The organism is Curtobacterium sp. MCLR17_044 (assembly GCF_003234435.1).
Taxonomy (GTDB): Bacteria; Actinomycetota; Actinomycetes; order Actinomycetales; family Microbacteriaceae; genus Curtobacterium; species Curtobacterium flaccumfaciens.
In genome coordinates, this window is record NZ_QKTC01000009.1 from 102,779 (window position 1) to 118,633 (window position 15,855).

15 protein-coding genes are annotated in these 15,855 nt (G+C 72.1%); 12 read left to right on the forward strand and 3 right to left on the reverse strand.

Translation table 11 applies throughout. The features are described 5' to 3' along the window. Positions 1–31 precede the first annotated feature (31 nt). From DEJ04_RS08205 to ccsB, 3 genes are read left to right on the forward strand one after another with little or no spacing between them, the layout of a single operon-like run. A complete protein-coding gene (locus DEJ04_RS08205) occupies positions 32–730 on the forward strand; it encodes a cytochrome c biogenesis CcdA family protein (protein WP_071247888.1) in 699 nt (232 codons plus the stop codon). Further along, positions 714–2,438, forward strand: coding sequence for a cytochrome c biogenesis protein ResB (locus tag DEJ04_RS08210; RefSeq protein ID WP_250896982.1), 1,725 nt, complete (start codon positions 714–716; stop codon positions 2,436–2,438). Before DEJ04_RS08205 ends, DEJ04_RS08210 begins: the two co-directional genes overlap by 17 nt. 5 nt (positions 2,439–2,443) lie before the next feature. Next, entirely contained in the window at positions 2,444–3,463 is a 1,020-nt protein-coding gene (ccsB, locus tag DEJ04_RS08215; protein WP_110863489.1) for a c-type cytochrome biogenesis protein CcsB, read from the forward strand. A 276-nt stretch (positions 3,464–3,739) separates the two neighbouring features. Here ccsB and DEJ04_RS08220 read toward each other — a convergent pair whose 3' ends face one another. Further along, a complete protein-coding gene (locus DEJ04_RS08220) occupies positions 3,740–4,732 on the reverse strand; it encodes an o-succinylbenzoate synthase (protein WP_111046779.1) in 993 nt (330 codons plus the stop codon). Between the two features lie 118 nt (positions 4,733–4,850). Here DEJ04_RS08220 and DEJ04_RS18185 point away from each other — a divergent pair, with 118 nt between their 5' ends. The 4 genes from DEJ04_RS18185 to DEJ04_RS08240 are packed head-to-tail and all read left to right on the forward strand — an operon-like array spanning position 4,851 to position 8,538. After that, a complete protein-coding gene (locus DEJ04_RS18185; RefSeq protein WP_146245060.1) occupies positions 4,851–5,396 on the forward strand; it encodes a hypothetical protein in 546 nt (181 codons plus the stop codon). Between the two features lie 31 nt (positions 5,397–5,427). Further along, positions 5,428–6,357 (forward strand): 1,4-dihydroxy-2-naphthoyl-CoA synthase, encoded by a 930-nt coding sequence (locus DEJ04_RS08230; protein ID WP_111046780.1) that lies wholly within the window; start codon positions 5,428–5,430, stop codon positions 6,355–6,357. Next, positions 6,357–7,496: an AMP-binding protein gene (locus DEJ04_RS08235; protein ID WP_111046781.1), complete on the forward strand. Its 1,140-nt coding sequence runs from the start codon at positions 6,357–6,359 to the stop codon at positions 7,494–7,496. Before DEJ04_RS08230 ends, DEJ04_RS08235 begins: the two co-directional genes overlap by 1 nt. A gap of 40 nt (positions 7,497–7,536) precedes the next feature. Further along, positions 7,537–8,538, forward strand: a complete 1,002-nt coding sequence (locus DEJ04_RS08240) for a 1,4-dihydroxy-2-naphthoate polyprenyltransferase (protein WP_111046782.1) — start codon at positions 7,537–7,539, stop codon at positions 8,536–8,538. A 45-nt stretch (positions 8,539–8,583) separates the two neighbouring features. Here DEJ04_RS08240 and DEJ04_RS08245 read toward each other — a convergent pair whose 3' ends face one another. Then, a complete protein-coding gene (locus DEJ04_RS08245; protein WP_111032003.1) occupies positions 8,584–8,919 on the reverse strand; it encodes a DUF4229 domain-containing protein in 336 nt (111 codons plus the stop codon). Positions 8,920–8,983: 64 nt separating this feature from the next. On the opposite strand from DEJ04_RS08245, the gene DEJ04_RS08250 reads away from it, so the two are divergent. Both DEJ04_RS08250 and menD read left to right on the forward strand, forming a co-directional pair. Then, positions 8,984–9,343, forward strand: a complete 360-nt coding sequence (locus DEJ04_RS08250) for a PLDc N-terminal domain-containing protein (RefSeq protein ID WP_071406307.1) — start codon at positions 8,984–8,986, stop codon at positions 9,341–9,343. A 49-nt stretch (positions 9,344–9,392) separates the two neighbouring features. Then, on the forward strand, positions 9,393–11,084 hold the full coding sequence (gene menD / locus DEJ04_RS08255; protein WP_309148014.1) for a 2-succinyl-5-enolpyruvyl-6-hydroxy-3-cyclohexene-1-carboxylic-acid synthase: 1,692 nt from the start codon (positions 9,393–9,395) through the stop codon (positions 11,082–11,084). Positions 11,085–11,152: 68 nt separating this feature from the next. On the opposite strand, the gene DEJ04_RS08260 is transcribed toward menD, so the two are convergent. Then, positions 11,153–12,412 carry an isochorismate synthase MenF gene (locus tag DEJ04_RS08260; RefSeq protein WP_111046783.1) on the reverse strand — a complete coding sequence of 420 codons (1,260 nt, stop codon included), beginning with the start codon at positions 12,410–12,412 and terminating at the stop codon, positions 11,153–11,155. A gap of 86 nt (positions 12,413–12,498) precedes the next feature. Here DEJ04_RS08260 and DEJ04_RS08265 point away from each other — a divergent pair, with 86 nt between their 5' ends. The 3 genes from DEJ04_RS08265 (at position 12,499) to DEJ04_RS08275 (ending at position 15,855) form a co-directional block, all read left to right on the forward strand. Beyond that, complete coding sequence (locus tag DEJ04_RS08265; protein ID WP_071406309.1) at positions 12,499–13,290, forward strand: demethylmenaquinone methyltransferase; 792 nt, start codon at positions 12,499–12,501, stop codon at positions 13,288–13,290. Between the two features lie 31 nt (positions 13,291–13,321). Then, positions 13,322–14,398, forward strand: a complete 1,077-nt coding sequence (locus tag DEJ04_RS08270; protein WP_027466355.1) for a polyprenyl synthetase family protein — start codon at positions 13,322–13,324, stop codon at positions 14,396–14,398. An 83-nt stretch (positions 14,399–14,481) separates the two neighbouring features. Continuing rightward, on the forward strand, positions 14,482–15,855 hold the full coding sequence (locus DEJ04_RS08275; RefSeq protein WP_110863405.1) for an FAD-dependent oxidoreductase: 1,374 nt from the start codon (positions 14,482–14,484) through the stop codon (positions 15,853–15,855).

The window sequence follows — 15,855 nt, forward strand, 5'->3', positions numbered from 1 at the left end:
CCCCTTCGCCGACGCGATCCTGAGCGGCCAGATGGCCGTCGCGCTGCCCGTGGCGGCGCTCGCCGGGCTCGTGTCGTTCCTGTCCCCCTGCGTGCTGCCGCTCGTGCCGGGGTACCTCGGGTACGTCGGCGGTGTCGCCGAGGGCGGGCAGCGTCGGGGTCGTGTGGTGCTCGGCGTGCTGCTGTTCATCGCCGGGTTCACCGCGGTGTTCGTTGCGTACACGACGGTGTTCGGCGCGCTCGGCTTCTGGCTCGTGCGGTGGCGCGACCTCATCACGCAGATCCTCGGGGTCGTCGTGATCGCGATGGGCCTGGTGTTCGTCGGTCGGTTCACGTTCCTGCAGCGCACCATCAAGCCCAGCTGGACCCCGGCCACCGGGCTCCTCGGCGCCCCCCTGCTCGGCATCGTGTTCGGCCTCGGCTGGACCCCGTGCCTCGGCCCGACCCTGGCGGCCATCAACCTGCTCAGCGTCCAGTCGGGCAGCGCCTGGCAGGGCATGTGGCTCGGGGTGGCGTACTGCCTCGGGCTCGGCATCCCGTTCGTCCTCGTCGCCCTCGGCGCCGGCTGGGCCACGGGGGCCATCGCGGCGGTGAAGCGTCACATGCGCACCGTCAACATCATCGGAGGAGCGATCCTGATCGTCATCGGTCTGCTCATGGTCACCGGTATCTGGTCGGCCGTCATGTCGAGCGTCGGGGCGGTGATCCAGAGCTTTGTCCCCGCGGTCTGACCTGAACGAGCACATCCCGACGGGCGCAGGCGACGGGGCCGACAGCGCCTCCGACCCGCAGCGACCGTCCGACCACGTCGACGGCTCCGGCCCCACCGACGGTGGCATCAACCAGCCGAAGCTCGGCTTCGTCGGGTACCTCCGCTTCTTCTGGCGGCAGCTGACGAGCATGCGCACGGCGCTGTTCCTGCTCATGCTGCTCGCCCTCGCGGCCATCCCGGGCTCCCTTGTCCCGCAGCGCACCGCCGACCCGAACGGCGTCGTGCAGTACAAGGCGGACCACCCGCAGCTCTACCCGGTGCTCGACAAGCTGCAGGTCTTCGACACCTACACCTCGGTGTGGTTCTCCGCGATCTACCTGCTGCTCTTCATCTCGCTCATCGGCTGCATCGTGCCCCGCACGAAGCACCACTGGCAGGCACTGCGGACCCGTCCGCCGAAGACCCCCGCGCGCCTGACGCGACTGGCGGGCTTCCGCACGGTGGCGGTGCAGCCGGACGCGATGATCGACGGGACGACCGGGATCGACGCGACCACGGGCCTCCCGTCCGCCGAGCACGCGGTGACGCGCGCGATGGCGATCCTGAAGCGGTCCGGGTACCGCGTCGAGCGGTTCGGCGACTCGGTGAGCGCGGAGCGCGGCTACCTGCGCGAGACCGGCAACCTGGTGTTCCACGCCGCCCTCGTCGGGGTGCTCCTGGCGGTCGGGGTCGGCGGTGGCTTCGGCTTCACCGGTCAGCGCCTGCTGGTCGAGGGCCAGACGTTCTCGAACGTGCTCGGCTCGTACGACTCGTTCAACCCCGGTCGCTGGTTCCAGCAGACCGACCTCAAGGGCTACAACCTCCGGCTCGACAAGTTCGTGACGAAGTACGAGGAGCGCAACCTCGACGCCCTCGGGCAGGCGCTCGACTACTCGGCCACGGTCACGAGCACCGAGAAGGGCGGCGAGCCGAAGACGAGCCGCCTCGGTGTGAACGACCCGCTGCACGTCGGCGGCACGAACGTCTACCTGCTCGGCAACGGCTACGCGATGCAGGTCACGGTGCGCGACGGCGACGGCAACGTGGCCTTCAAGGACGTCGTGCCGTTCCTGCCGGAGGACGCGAACTACACCTCCACCGGCGTCATCAAGGTGCCGGACGCGAAGCCGGACCAGCTCGGCATGGTCGGGTTCTTCTACCCCACCGCGTCGAAGCTCGCGAGCGGCGCCTACTCGAGTGCCTACCCGGACACCCAGAACCCGCTGCTGACGCTGCAGGTCTACACGGGTGACCTCGGGCTCGACAGCGGTGTCCCGCAGAGCGTGTACACGCTCAGCACCAAGGGGCTCGACCAGATCGCCGGTCGGCAGTCGGACACCGCGAGCATCGCGCTGAAGCCCGGCCAGACGAAGAAGCTCCCCGAAGGCGCCGGGTCGATCACGTTCGACGGCGTCAAGCGGTACGTCTCCCTCGACGTGCACCACGACCCCTCGCAGCTCTGGGTGGGCGGGTTCGCCCTGCTCTCCACCCTCGGCCTGCTCACCTCGCTGTTCGTCCCGCGCCGTCGCGTCTGGGTGAAGGTCGTCCCGCGCACGGACACGGCGGGCGGCGAGTACGACCTCGAGTACGCCGGGCTCGCACGCGGCGAGGACCCGAACCTCGAACGGGCCGTCGCGGACATCGCACAGCGCCACACGTCGGACCTCGGAGTTAGGATGCCCCAGTGAACGACATGACCACGAACCTCGCGACCTACTCGGTCGTGCTCACGTACTCCGCGATGGCGGTGTACGTGGTCGCGTTCATCTCGTTCGCCCTCGACATGGCCAAACGCTCCGGCGACGTCACGGCCGCCGCGAAGAACGCGGGCGCCGACGACAGCTCGGCCGACGCGGCCAGCGCTGCGGCAGCACCCGGAGCGAAGACGGTCGCGACCGTCCGCGGCGGCACCGTCGTGCTCGAGCAGGTCGCCGCACCGCCGTCGGGCGGTTCCGCCGGCCGCGGCACGAAGTTCGAGCGCGTCGGCATGGCGATGACGATCCTCGCGCTCGTCCTGCACGTCGCCTCGGTCGTCCTCCGCGGCATCGCGGCCGACCGTGTGCCGTGGGGCAACATGTTCGAGTTCTCGCTGACCGGCACGGCGCTGATCACCCTGATCTTCCTGCTCGTGCAGTTCTGGCAGAACCTGAAGTTCCTCGGTGTCTTCATCACCGGCCTGACGATCATCCTGCTCGGCATCGCGACCGTGAACTACTGGGTCCCCGTCGTCCCGCTGCAGCCGGCCCTGCAGTCGTACTGGCTGGTCATCCACGTCTTCGTGGCGATCGCCGGCACCGGGTTCTTCGCGCTCGGCGCGGGGCTCGCGGTGGCGCAGCTCGTGCAGACGTACCGCCAGGGCCGCACGGCCTCCGGCAAGCTCCGCTTCATGGCGACGCTGCCCGACGCCGACCGGCTCGAGGTCCTGACCTACCGCGTCCTGCTCGTCGGCTTCGTCCTCTGGACGTTCACGCTCATCGCCGGTGCGATCTGGGCCGAGCGCGCCTGGGGTCGCTACTGGGGCTGGGACACGAAAGAGGTCTGGACCTTCATCATCTGGGTCGTCTACGCGGGCTACATCCACGCTCGTGCGACCCGTGGCTGGCGCGGTGCGCGGTCGTCCTGGCTGGCCCTCATCGGCTTCGCTGCGGTGATGTTCAACTTCTCGGTCGTGAACGTCTTCTTCAAGGGCCTGCACAGCTACTCGGGTCTGTGAGCCGCGCGGGTCGCTGACGCGGCCCTGGTCGCGACCACGACCGGACGGGAGGCACGGTGCCAGCTGGCACCGTGCCTCCCGTCCGTCGTCCGGGGTGCGTCGAGAGCCGCGACCGGTCCGGCGGACCCCGCCAGCGGTCACGACATGCCGTGTGCGGAGCGGCGTGGTCGCGCGAACCGTCGTTCCGGGGCCGTCCGAACGACGGAGCGGGAGACCTGGGCGAACGCGAGTGGCGTGTCGTGCACCCTCGACGGACCCGACCGAGCGGCGGGCGCGCTACCCGGCGGCTGCGAGCAGGTCGTGCACGCGCGTCACCCGCTCGCGCCACCACGCCGTGCGCTCCGGAGACGCGGCGTACCGGTCCACCAGCTCCGGCGCGACGTCGACGCGGCGCACCGGCACCCGACCGCCGACCGGCAGCAGCGGATCGGTCGTGACGTCCCCGGCGAACATCGCGGCCGTCCCGAGCCCGGCGGCGTACCCGGGCGTCATCGCCGCGGCGGCCAGGAACGCTCCCATCCCGAGCCCGACCGAGGTGTCGAGCGCACTGGAGACGACGCACGGCAGCCCGGCGTCGGCGATGACGGCACGGGCCGCGGTGATCCCCCCGAGCGGCTGGGCCTTCACGACCAGGACGTCGGCGGCACCGGCCCGGGCGACGGCGAGGGGGTCGCTCGCCTTCCGGACGCTCTCGTCCGCGGCGACCCGGACGCCGAGGCCGGCGATCCGCGACCGGAGCTCCGCGAGCTCGGGCACCGTCGCGCAGGGCTGCTCGGCGTACTGCAGGTCGAACGGTGCGAGCCGCTCGAGTGCCACGGCGGCCTGCTCGACGCTCCACAGCCCGTTCGCGTCGACCCGGACCGCGGCCTCGGGCCCCATCACCCGGCGGACCGCGGCGACACGGGCGACGTCGTCGTCGACGGTCGTGCCGGGTTCGGCGACCTTGACCTTGGCGGTGGTGCACCCGGGGTACCGCGCGAGCAGGTCGGCGACGTCGTCGGCGGCGATCGCCGGGACGGTGGCGTTGACCGGCACGGAGTCGGCGGCCGGTTCGTGGTCCGTCCATCCGAAGTCGACGGTGGCGCGTAGCCAGGCGGCGGCTTCAGCGTCGTCGTACTCGACGAACGGGGAGAACTCGGTCCAGCCGGCGGGGCCGCGCAGCACGACCGCCTCGCGCGTGGTGATGCCGCGGAACCGCACCCGCATGGGCAGGGCCACCACGTGGGCGTCGGCGAGGAGGTCGGCGAGGTCGGGGAGCACGTCCGCCATCCTCCCACCGCACCCAGGGGGCCCGCCGGTTCCTCGGAGGGGACCGCCAGGGCAGGGCACTAGCATGCATCGGTCGGCCTCGGTCGGCAGGGGAACGACCCGGAACGAGGGAGGCTCGGTGGCGGTGGATCCGCGGCAGCGCGCAGCACAGCAGCGTGCATCGCAGCGCCCGTCCGACCCGTCGAGCGCCGGAGCAGCACGCCCGGCGGCGTCGGCTCGTCCGGCAGCCGCAGCCCGACCCTCGGCGGCGACCCGCCCGGCAGCGGGAGCTCGATCCGCGGCGGCTCCCGGGCGCGACTCCGACGACTTCGCCCGCCTCATGCAGCGCAACACCGTCGACGTCCGGCAGACGGGTGGCACGAAGCGCCGCAACCCCGTCGTCGGCAAGATCGCCCTCGGCCTGGCCGTGGTGTCCGCCGCTGTGGACGCCAGTGCCTTCGCCGTGTTCATGGGCGGTGACACGAACTTCGCCTTCGGGATCTGCTTCGTCGTCGTGTTCCTGACGCTCGTCGCCGCCGTGCTCGGGTTCGTCGCCGCCGTCGGCTCGTTCGGACGCTGGTACGGCGCCGTCGGGGTCGTCCTGGCGTTCTTCGCGAACCCCGTCATCCTCATCGTGATCATGGTGTTCGTCGCGCCGGAGATCCTGACCGACATGGGCGCCTGACCCGCCAGACGCCCGGCGGTACGTTGGGAGCATGGCTGCTCCCGTCTCCGACCTGTTCGACCCCGACGTCTGGACCACCGCTCCGATCGCGGAACAGTTCACCGACATCACGTACCACAAGCACGTCTCCAAGGGCATCGTCCGGGTCGCCTTCGACCGTCCCGAGGTCCGCAACGCCTTCCGCCCGCGCACGGTCGACGAGCTCTACCGCGCCCTCGACGACGCCCGGCAGGACCCCCGTGTCGGTGTCGTGCTGCTCACCGGCAACGGCCCGAGCCCGAAGGACGGCGGGTGGGCGTTCTGCTCCGGCGGCGACCAGCGCATCCGGGGGCGGAGCGGCTACCAGTACGTCGGCGACGAGGGTGCGCCGCCCGAGGGTGTGGACCCCGCGGCCGCCCGGGCGTCGATGGGCCGGCTGCACATCCTCGAGGTCCAGCGGCTGATCCGGATGATGCCCAAGGTCGTCATCGCGGTCGTCCCGGGCTGGGCTGCGGGCGGTGGGCACTCGCTGCACGCGATCTGCGACCTCACCATCGCGAGCGCCGAGCACGGGAAGTTCAAGCAGACCGATGCCGACGTCGGCTCGTTCGACGGTGGATACGGCAGCGCCTACTACGCCAAGCAGATCGGGCAGAAGTTCGCCCGCGAGGTCTTCTTCCTCGCCCAGGAGTACTCCGCCCAGCGCGCGTACGAGATGGGTGCGGTGAACGCCGTGGTGCCGCACGAGGACCTGGAGCGTGAGGCGATCCGCTGGGGCGAGATCGTGCTCGGCAAGTCGCCGACGGCGATCCGGATGCTCAAGTACGCGTTCAACGCCGTGGACGACGGCATGGTCGGCCAGCAGGTGTTCGCGGGCGAGGCGACGCGGTTGGCCTACGGCACCGACGAGGCCGTCGAGGGCCGCGACTCGTTCCTCGAGAAGCGCGCTCCCGAGTGGACCGCGTTCCCCTGGCACTACTGATGCCCCGTCCGCTGGTCGCGATCGGTACGTCGGACCCGACGGCCGTGCTGCGCGGCCTGGAGGCAGCACTCGCCGGCGGCCCCGCACTGCTCCCCGTCGCCGAGGGGGCACCGGCCCTGCCGACGCCACCTCCGGCCGAGGTCCGGCAGGCGGTCGCCCTGGTGGTCGAGACGAGCGGGTCCACCGGCACCGGCAAGCGCGTGGCGCTCTCGTCCGAGGCGCTCCTCGCCGGTGCCGCCGCGGCGGACGCGGCACTGGGTGGGCCCGGGCGCTGGGTCCTCGCGCTGCCGACGCACTACATCGCGGGCATCAACGTCCTGACCCGCTCGATCACCGCGGGCACCGAACCCGTCGTCGTGCCACCCGGGCACTTCGCGGCCGCCGCGTTCACCGAGGCCGCAGAACGGCTCGTCACCGGTCCGGCCGCGCCGCGTCGCTACACCTCGCTGGTGCCGGTGCAGCTCGCCCGGGTCCTCGACGACCCGGACGCCACCCGTGCGCTCGCCCGGTTCGACGCGGTCCTGGTCGGCGGGCAGGCCACCCCGGCGCCGCTCCGGCAGCGTGCGCTCGACGCCGGGGTCCGGGTCGTGACGACCTACGGTGCGAGCGAGACGAGCGGCGGATGCGTCTACGACGGCGTCCCGTTCGGCACCGTGCGCACCGCGCTGGTCGACGGCGAGCTGCACCTGGCGGGGCCGATGCTCGCCGAGGGGTACCTGGACGACGATGCCCGCACGGCGTCGGCCTTCGTCGAGCGGGATGGGCTGCGCTGGTACCGGACCGGGGACACCGCGACCCTGTCCAACGGCGTGGTCCGCGTGCTCGGACGCCTCGACGACGTGGTGATCTCCGGCGGCGAGAAGGTCCAGCTCGGTGCGGTCGAGCGGCTCGTCCGCGGGCTGCCCGGGCAGGAGACCGCTGTCGTCGCCCGGCGCTCGGCGGGGGAGTGGGGCGAGGTCCCGGTCGTCGTCACCGAGCAGCCACTCGACCTCGATGCCGTACGTGCGCACGTCGGGGCCACCCTGGGCCGTGCCGCCCGTCCGGCGGACGTCGTGGTGCTGGACCGGATCCCGATGCTGTCGTCGGGCAAGCCCGACCGTCGGGCCGTGCAGGCGCTCGTGGAGCCGGGCCGCCCGTAGGGACCGCGAGCGGCCGGGCGGCGCATCGGCAATATGATCGGTGCTCGTGGCACGAACGAAGAACTCGACGCAGAAGCAGGGCCGGTCCGGCAACCCGGCGAAGGCCGCTGCCCCCGCCCGCACCAAGCGGAAGGCGACCGCACGCGACTGGATCGGCGGCGCACGCCTGCGCACCCTGACCCTCGGTGTCGTCCCGGTCGTGCTCGGCACCGCCGTCGCGTTCGTCGACAGCGGGGAGCCCGGCGACTTCGGCGACTACCTGGCGAAGGACGGCCACCTCGCCGTCGCGCTGCTCGCCCTGGCCGTGGCACTGTTCCTGCAGATCGGTGTGAACTACAGCAACGACTACTCCGACGGGGTCCGCGGCACCGACGAGTACCGCGTCGGCCCGGCACGACTCACCGGAGCCGGTCTGGCCAAGCCCCGGACCGTGCTCACCGTCGCCCTGACGTTCTTCGGCCTGGCCGCGGGCGCCGGCCTGGTCATCGTGCTGCTCACCCAGCTGTGGTGGCTGCTGCTCGTGGGGGCCGCCGCCATCGTCGCCGCCTGGTTCTACACGGGCGGCAAGAAGCCGTACGGGTACAACGCCCTCGGCGAGGTCTTCGTCTTCGTCTTCTTCGGGCTGGTCGCCGTGCTCGGCACCCAGTTCGTGCAGATCCGCGAGGTCACGGTCAGCGGCTGGGCAGCCGCGGTGGCCGCCGGCTTCTTCGCCTGCGCGGTCCTGATGGTGAACAACATCCGCGACATCGACGAGGACCAGCTGGCGGGCAAGCGTACGCTCGCCGTGGTCGTCGGTCGTCCGGTGGCCCGCGTCCTGTACGGCCTGTTCCTGATGCTGCCGTACGTCGTGCTGCTCTGGTTCGTGCTGCTGTACTTCCGCACGGGCTTCACGTACTTCTCGCTGCTGCTGGCGCTGCCGGCACTGGCGATCGGGGTGTCGTCACGGAAGCCCCGCGAGCTCATCACGGCCCTGCAGCTGTCGTCGTTCGCCTCGCTCGCCTTCGGCGTGGTGCTCGGGATCACCCTGGCCATCCAGCCGTAGCCGTCCCGGCTGCTCGACCGGACGGCCCCGCCCTCGCGCTCGGAGTCAGTCGGCGTCGGTGTCCCGGCGCGCCTCGTGCCGGTCCGCGTCGGACACCGGACGGACGGTCGGGGTGGCCGCGGCGTCGGAGTCGGCGGCATCGACGAAGTCGTCCTCGAAGTCCGAGTCGGCGTCCCGCTCCGGGGTGCCGCGGCGGTTCGCCAGGCTCAGGGCCACCTGCGTGCGCAGTCCGGACAGGGCGATGTACGAGATGAGCAGGCCCACCAGGGCGGCCACGATCGTCGCCCAGTACCACGGCATCGGCGTCAGGAGCAGGAGGAGCACGAGCGCCACCACGAAGATGCCGAGCCGAGCCAGGGTGTACAGGAGCCACGCTTTCACACGGTGAGTCTACGGAGCGCCGACCGGCAGGGGCATCACAGGGTCGCGACCTAGACTTCACCGCATGGTCCGCTTGTGGTTGATCGTCGCCGTGGCCGCCGTCGCCTTCACGGTGTACGCGGCCATCGACTGCGGCACGATGCCGCGTCAGCGCGTCCGTTCCCTGCGTCGTGGCGTGTGGCTCCTGCTCGTCATCATCCTGCCCGTCCTGGGCGGCGTCCTCTGGTTCCTGCTGGGTCGCACCCCGGCGGCCGACCCCGGTGCTTCGGCCCGGTACCGTGGACCCGAAGACGACCCGGACTTCCTCGGCACTACGCCGGAGCCGGGCACCACCCTCACGGACAAGGACCAGGACGACGCGACCCTCCGAGACCTCGAAGACCAGTTCCACGAGCGCGACGACGACGGCCGCACCGATCGCTGACGGCCCCGCTGGTTCGGGCAGCCCGGCGACGGACACCGCGCTCGCCCTCCTGCAGGAACTCGTGCGTGCCGGCGTCACCGACGTCGTGGTGAGCCCCGGTTCGCGTTCCCAGGCACTCGCCCTCGCGGCGGTCGCCCTCGAGCGCGCCGGCGGGTTGACCGTGCACGTGCGGTTGGACGAACGGACCGCCGGGTTCTTCGCACTCGGGCTCGCGGTCGAGACGCACCGACCCGCAGCGGTGGTGACGACGTCGGGTACCGCGGTGGCGAACCTGCACCCCGCCGTGCTCGAGGCGCACCACTCGGGTGTGCCGATGATCGTGCTGAGTGCCGACCGCCCCGACGAACTGCGCGGCATCGGCAGCAACCAGACCACCGTCCAGCCGGGGATCTTCGGCCAGGCCGTCGCCTTCGTCCGCGACGTCGAGGCCCCGTCGGCGCACGGCGTCGACGCCTCGGTCCGCGACACCCTGCGCACCCTCGCCCGACAGGCCGTCGCCGCCGCAGCCGGGCACACCGGACAGCCCGGTCCCGCGCAGCTCAACGTCGCGTTCCGCGAGCCGCTGTCGGCCGGACTCGCCCCGGAGCACGTCGGCCCCGTGCCCGAGGACGAGGTCGACCTGGCGTTCGCGACCCGCCGGGCGCACACGGGTCTGCCGGTCGCCGAACTCACCCCGGACGACGAACCGGGCACCGTCGTCATCGCCGGGCACGATGCCGGCGAGGACGCCGAGCGGATCGCCTGGGAACTCGGGGCGCCGCTCCTCGCCGAGGTCTCGAGCGGCGCGCGCTTCGGCCGCAACCTGGTCGTGGCCTACCGCGAACTCCTGCGCGACGCCGACCACGGTGGCGCCGTCCGCCGCGCCGTCGTGCTCGGCCACCCGACCCTCAGCAGAGAGGTCCCCGCGCTCCTGCAGCGCGACGGGGTCGAGACGATCGTCGTCCGCGGACCGGCGGCCGACCCCTTCGACCCGGCCCGTGCCTCCCGACCGGACGCCGTGACCACCTTCGTGTCCGACGTCCGCGTGACGGGCCGCACCCGGCCGGAGCACCGTGCGTGGGTCGGCCGCTGGGTCGGCGCCAGCCGACGGATCCTGGGGGACGGCGATGCCGGCCCGGACCTCGACGCCAAGCGCTCCGCCGACCGTGCCGAGCGGAACAAGTTCCTGCGTGACGAGGTCGCGCTCCGTCGCCGACCCGTCGACCGGGCCATGCTCGCCGAGGCCGTCTGGGGGGTGACCTGGCCGCACGACCGGCTGGTCCTCGGGGCGTCGCAGCTCATCCGCGAAGCCGACGCCCGGGTGCTCGGCAAGAAGATCCGGGTGCACGCGAACCGCGGCCTCGCCGGCATCGACGGCACCGTCTCGACCGCACTCGGCATCGCCGCGGCGCTCGAGCAGTCCTCGGCCTCCGTCGGCACCACACGCGTGCTCCTCGGCGACCTGACCCTGCTGCACGACCTCGGTGCGTTCGTCACCGGCACCGAGGAACGCACCCACCGGGTGCAGGTCGTCGTCGGCAACGACCACGGCGGCGCGATCTTCCGCGGGCTCGAGGTGGCGAAGACCACGCCCGAAGCCGACATGCGGCGGATGATGTCGACCCCGCAGCACGTCGACGTCGAACGGGTCGTCACGGGCCTCGGGTGGGAGTACCGCCGGGCGGCGACGTGGGGTGACCTGGAGCGGGTGCTCACCGACCCGGCCGAGCGGGTCGTGATCGAGGTCCCGCTGGCCGACTGACCACCCAGCGGCTGTCGGCGACCGCGCGACCGCGAGGGTCGCGCGACCGCTTGGATCGCGCGCCTGCCTCAGGCCAGCGCGTCGGCGATCGGCCGGAACTTCAGGGCCGTCTCGGCGACCTCGCGCGCCGGCTCCGAACCGGCCACGATCCCGGCCCCCGCCCATGCCCGGACGGTGCCGTCGTCGTCGATCCGGGCGCTGCGGAGCGCGAGCATCCACTCGCCGTCGCCCGTCGCGCTCATCCAGCCGACCGGCCCGGCGTAGCGGCCGCGGTCGACGCCCTCGAGCTCGGCGACGAGCCGTACGGCCACGTCCGTCGGGGTCCCGGCGACCGCGGCCGTCGGGTGCAGGGCGTCGGCGACGTCGAGCGACGTGGTGTCGGGCGGCAGCGTGGCCTGCACGTCGGTCGCCAGGTGCCACAGGTTCGGCAGCTGCAGCCGGAACGGTTCGGCGTCGGCGCGCAGGTCCGTCGCGAGCGGGGCGAGGGCCGCGAGCAGACTGTCGATCGCGAAGGTGTGCTCCTCGACGTCCTTGGCGCTGCTGGCCAGGGCCTCGGCGGCGGCCCGGTCGGACACCTCGTCGGTGCCCCGAGCGGCGCTGCCGGCGAGCACCCGTGCGGTCAACCGCGTGCCGTCGGTGCGGGCGAGGGTCTCGGGGGTGGCGCCGACCAGTCCGTCCACCGCGAAGGTCACGCACTGCGGGTAGGCGGTCGCGAGGTCGAGCAGGACCGCCCGTCGATCGGCTCCCGGCGGCAGCGTGCCGACGAGGTCGCGGGCGAGCACCACCTTGCGGGCATCCCCGGCCACGATGCGGCGGACCGCCTCGGTCACGTTGGCGGCGTAGGTGTCCTCGTCGATGTGCCCGGGCCGCAGGGCCACGGAGACGTGCGTCCCGACGTGGGGGACCGGGACCGAGGTCCGGGTGAAGGCCAGGGGCTCCGCGCCGAGCGTCGTGTCGATCGCGGTCAGCCAGGCCTTGCCGCGACGCCGACCGAGGACCACCCGGGGCACGATGAGCACGCTCTCGTCGGCGGAGTCGTCGGCGAAGGCGAACGACCCGAACGCGACGAGCCCCGAACCGCGCAGCTGCACCGGGTCGTCGACGACAGCGGTCTCGACGATGCTGCGCCAGAGGGCCGCGGCGTCCCGCATCCGGTCGGGGCCGGTGAACGTGAACCGGAGCGCCTCACCGATGCCGACGATGCCGTCGCCGTTCCGGACGAAGGCGAGGGGACGGTCGCGGAGCGTGTGGCGGAGGACGGCGCCCGGGTCGTCGAGGATCCGGGTCGAGACCGTCAGCGGGGGCGCCGCCGTGGTGGTTCGGGTCACGGCTCCGATGCTACGCGCCGATCCCGCACCGCCCGGGTGGCTGCGAGTCCGGTGAACGCTCGGTCGGGACCTCTAGGATTGATCGTGTGAGCAGAGCGGACCTGAACAAGCGCCCGGACGAGGTGGCGGCGATGTTCGACGACGTCGCGGCCAAGTACGACCTCACGAACGACATCCTGTCGGCGGGCAACGCCCCGCTGTGGCGTGTCGCGACGGTCCGCGCGGTCGACCCGCAGCCCGGCGAGAAGGTCCTCGACATCGCCGCGGGCACCGGGACCAGTGCAGCGGCCTTCGCCAAGAAGGGCGCCGAGGTCACCGCGCTCGACCTGTCCGCCGGCATGATCGCCGTCGGCCGCGAACGCCACCCCGAGATCACCTTCGTCGAGGGCAACGCCGAGCAGCTGCCCTTCGACGACGACACGTTCGACGCCGTCACGATCTCGTTCGGGCTGCGCAACGTGAACGACCCGAAGCAGGCGCTCGCCGAGATGCTGCGCGTCCTGAAGCCCGGTGGCCGCGTCGTCATCTGTGAGTTCTCGACGCCGCCCCGCGCCCTGCTGCGCCTCGGCTACGGCACCTACCTGAAGCGCGTGCTCCCGGGCATCGCGCGGCTCTCGAGCAGCAACCCGGCCGCCTACCGCTACCTCGCCGAGTCGATCGACGCGTGGCCCGACCAGCAGGTGCTCACCCAGTGGCTCCGCGGTGTCGGCTTCTCGGTGGTCGCCTACCGCAACCTGACGGCCGGTATCGTCGCACTGCACCGTGGCCGCAAGCCCGTCGCCGACACGGTGCGCGAGTCCGCGGCACGGCGTGCGAAGGCCCGCCGTGACCACCAGAACACCGGCGAGCAGCCGCGCGTCGACCCGGCCGCCGACTGACCGGTCACCACCCCCGAAGACGGAGCAGCACTTGAATCCGAGCGTCCCGGTCGCACGTCGCGCGCCGAGCCTGCGCGCATCGCTGGGCATCGGCGAGCGGTTGTTCGCCACGCCCGCCGACCGACGCTTCATCTCCGCGGTCGACGACGGGCTCGAACTCGTCGAGCAGGGCCTCGAGGACGCCATGCGCTCCACCGACACCCTCGCCGACACCACCAGCCGGTACCTGCTGTCCGCCGGTGGCAAGCGCATCCGTCCGACCCTGACGCTCCTCATCGCCCAGCTCGGTGACGGCGTGACGGACGCCGTGGTCAAGGCCGCGGTGAGCATCGAGACCACGCACCTGGCGTCGCTGTACCACGACGACGTCATGGACGAGGCGCCCGTGCGCCGCGGGGTCCCCGCCGCGCAGATCACCTACGGCAACAACGTGGCGATCCTCACCGGCGACCTGCTCTTCGCCCGCGCCAGCCTGATCACCGCCGACCTCGGCACCGAGGGCATCCGGATGCAGGCCGAGACCTTCCAACGTCTCTGCATGGGGCAGCTGCACGAGACCACGGGGCCGCAGCCGGACGACGACCCGCTCGAGCACTACATCCAGGTGCTCAGCGACAAGACCGGTTCGCTCATCGCCACCGCGGCACGTGCCGGCGTGATGTTCTCCGGTGCCGACCGCGCCTACCTGGACGCCGTCGGTACCTTCGGCGAGAAGGTCGGCGTCGCCTTCCAGCTCGTCGACGACGTCATCGACCTCGCCCCCGCGACGGACAAGACCGGCAAGATCGCCGGCAACGACCTGCGTGCCGGCGTCGACACCCTGCCGGTCCTGCAGCTGCGCCGGATGGCCGCGACCGACCCGTCCGCGCAGCACCTGGTCGAGCGCATCGAGCGCGACGTCAACGGTGCACCGGACGACGTGGTCGACTCCGCGCCGTACCAGTCCGCCGTCGCCGCGCTCCGCGAGCACGAGGCCACCGCGGCGACCCGAGCCGTCGCCGTCGCCTGGGCCCGCGAAGCCGTCGCCGCCCTCGCCCCGCTCCCCGACGGCACCGTGAAACGGGCACTCACCCGCTTCGCGGACTCCGTCGTCGACCGAAGCCGTTGAACACCCCTCCCGACGGCGCACGCACTGCGGCCCGGTCGGGAGGCCCCCCGGGAACCCCCACCCGAACGAACTGGAGACGATCAGTGCCCACCCTCCGACTCGCCATCGTCGGCGCCGGCCCGGCCGGCATCTACGCCGCGGACATCCTGCTGCGCGAGGCCCACGGCTACGACGTGTCGATCGACCTGTTCGAGCAGCTCCCCGCGCCCTACGGTCTGGTCCGGTACGGCGTCGCCCCCGACCACCCGCGCATCAAGGGCATCATCAACGCCCTGCGCGACGTCCTCGACCGCGGTGTCGTCCGGCTGTTCGGCAACGTCCGCTACGGCGAGGACATCACCCTCGAGGACCTCAAGAAGCACTACAACGCGGTCGTGTTCTCGACCGGCGCGATCAAGGACGCCGACCTCGACATCCCCGGTGTCGACCTCGACGGCTCGTACGGCGCCGCCGAGTTCGTGAGCTGGTTCGACGGCCACCCGGACGTCCCGCGCACCTGGCCGCTGAACGCCGAGAGCGTCGCGGTCATCGGCGTCGGCAACGTCGCCCTCGACGTCTCCCGCATCCTGGCGAAGCACGCCGACGACCTGCTGCCGACCGAGATCCCCGCGAACGTCTACGAGGGCCTCAAGGCCTCGCCCGTGACGGACGTGCACGTCTTCGGTCGCCGCGGCCCGGCGCAGGTGAAGTTCACGCCGCTCGAGCTGCGCGAGCTCGGCGAGGTCCGTGACGTCGACATGGTGGTCTACGACGAGGACTTCGACCACGACGAGGCCTCGAAGACCGCGATCGCGACGAACAAGCAGGTCATGGTGATCAACCGTGTCCTCGAGCAGTGGCGCACGCGCGAGGTCGGCCAGGCCAGCCGCCGGCTCCACCTGCACTTCTACGCGAAGCCGATCGAGTTCGTCGGCGACGAGCAGGGCAAGCTGACCGCCATCCGCTACGAGCGCACCCGGCCGAACGGCGAGGGCGGCGTCGAGGGCACCGGCGAGATCCGCGAGATCCCGATCCAGGCCGCGTACCGCGCGGTCGGGTACTTCGGTTCCCCGCTGCCCGGTGTTCCGTTCGACGAGCGCCACGGCGTCATCCCGAACCACGAGGGCCAGGTCCTCGACGACGACAACCAGCAGATCCCCGGGGTGTACGCCACCGGCTGGATCAAGCGCGGTCCGGTCGGGCTCATCGGACACACGAAGTCCGACGCGATGGAGACCGTGCAGCACATCGTCAACGACCAGGCGAGCTGGTGGACCCCGGAGGACCCCTCCGACGAGGCCATCCCGGCCCTGCTCCGCGAGCGCGGTGTCGAGTACACCGACCTCGAGGGCTGGCACCACCTCGACACCCACGAGCAGGCGCTCGGTGCAGTCGACGGGCGCGAGCGCATCAAGGTGGTGCCGCGCGACGAGATGATCGAGGTCTCGCTCGGACGCGTCGACACCCCGACGAGCTGA

What these genes read in the sequence shown, in the direction of transcription:
- DEJ04_RS08230 (WP_111046780.1), top strand. Translation starts at nt 5,428, where the DNA reads ATGGCTGCTCCCGTCTCCGACCTGTTCGACCCCGACGTCTGGACCACC.
- ccsB (WP_110863489.1), top strand. Translation starts at nt 2,444, where the DNA reads ATGACCACGAACCTCGCGACCTACTCGGTCGTGCTCACGTACTCCGCG.
- DEJ04_RS08235 (WP_111046781.1), top strand. Translation starts at nt 6,357, where the DNA reads ATGCCCCGTCCGCTGGTCGCGATCGGTACGTCGGACCCGACGGCCGTG.
- DEJ04_RS08250 (WP_071406307.1), top strand. Translation starts at nt 8,984, where the DNA reads ATGGTCCGCTTGTGGTTGATCGTCGCCGTGGCCGCCGTCGCCTTCACG.
- DEJ04_RS08205 (WP_071247888.1), top strand. Translation starts at nt 32, where the DNA reads ATGGCCGTCGCGCTGCCCGTGGCGGCGCTCGCCGGGCTCGTGTCGTTC.
- DEJ04_RS08220 (WP_111046779.1), bottom strand. Translation starts at nt 4,732, where the DNA reads ATGGCGGACGTGCTCCCCGACCTCGCCGACCTCCTCGCCGACGCCCAC.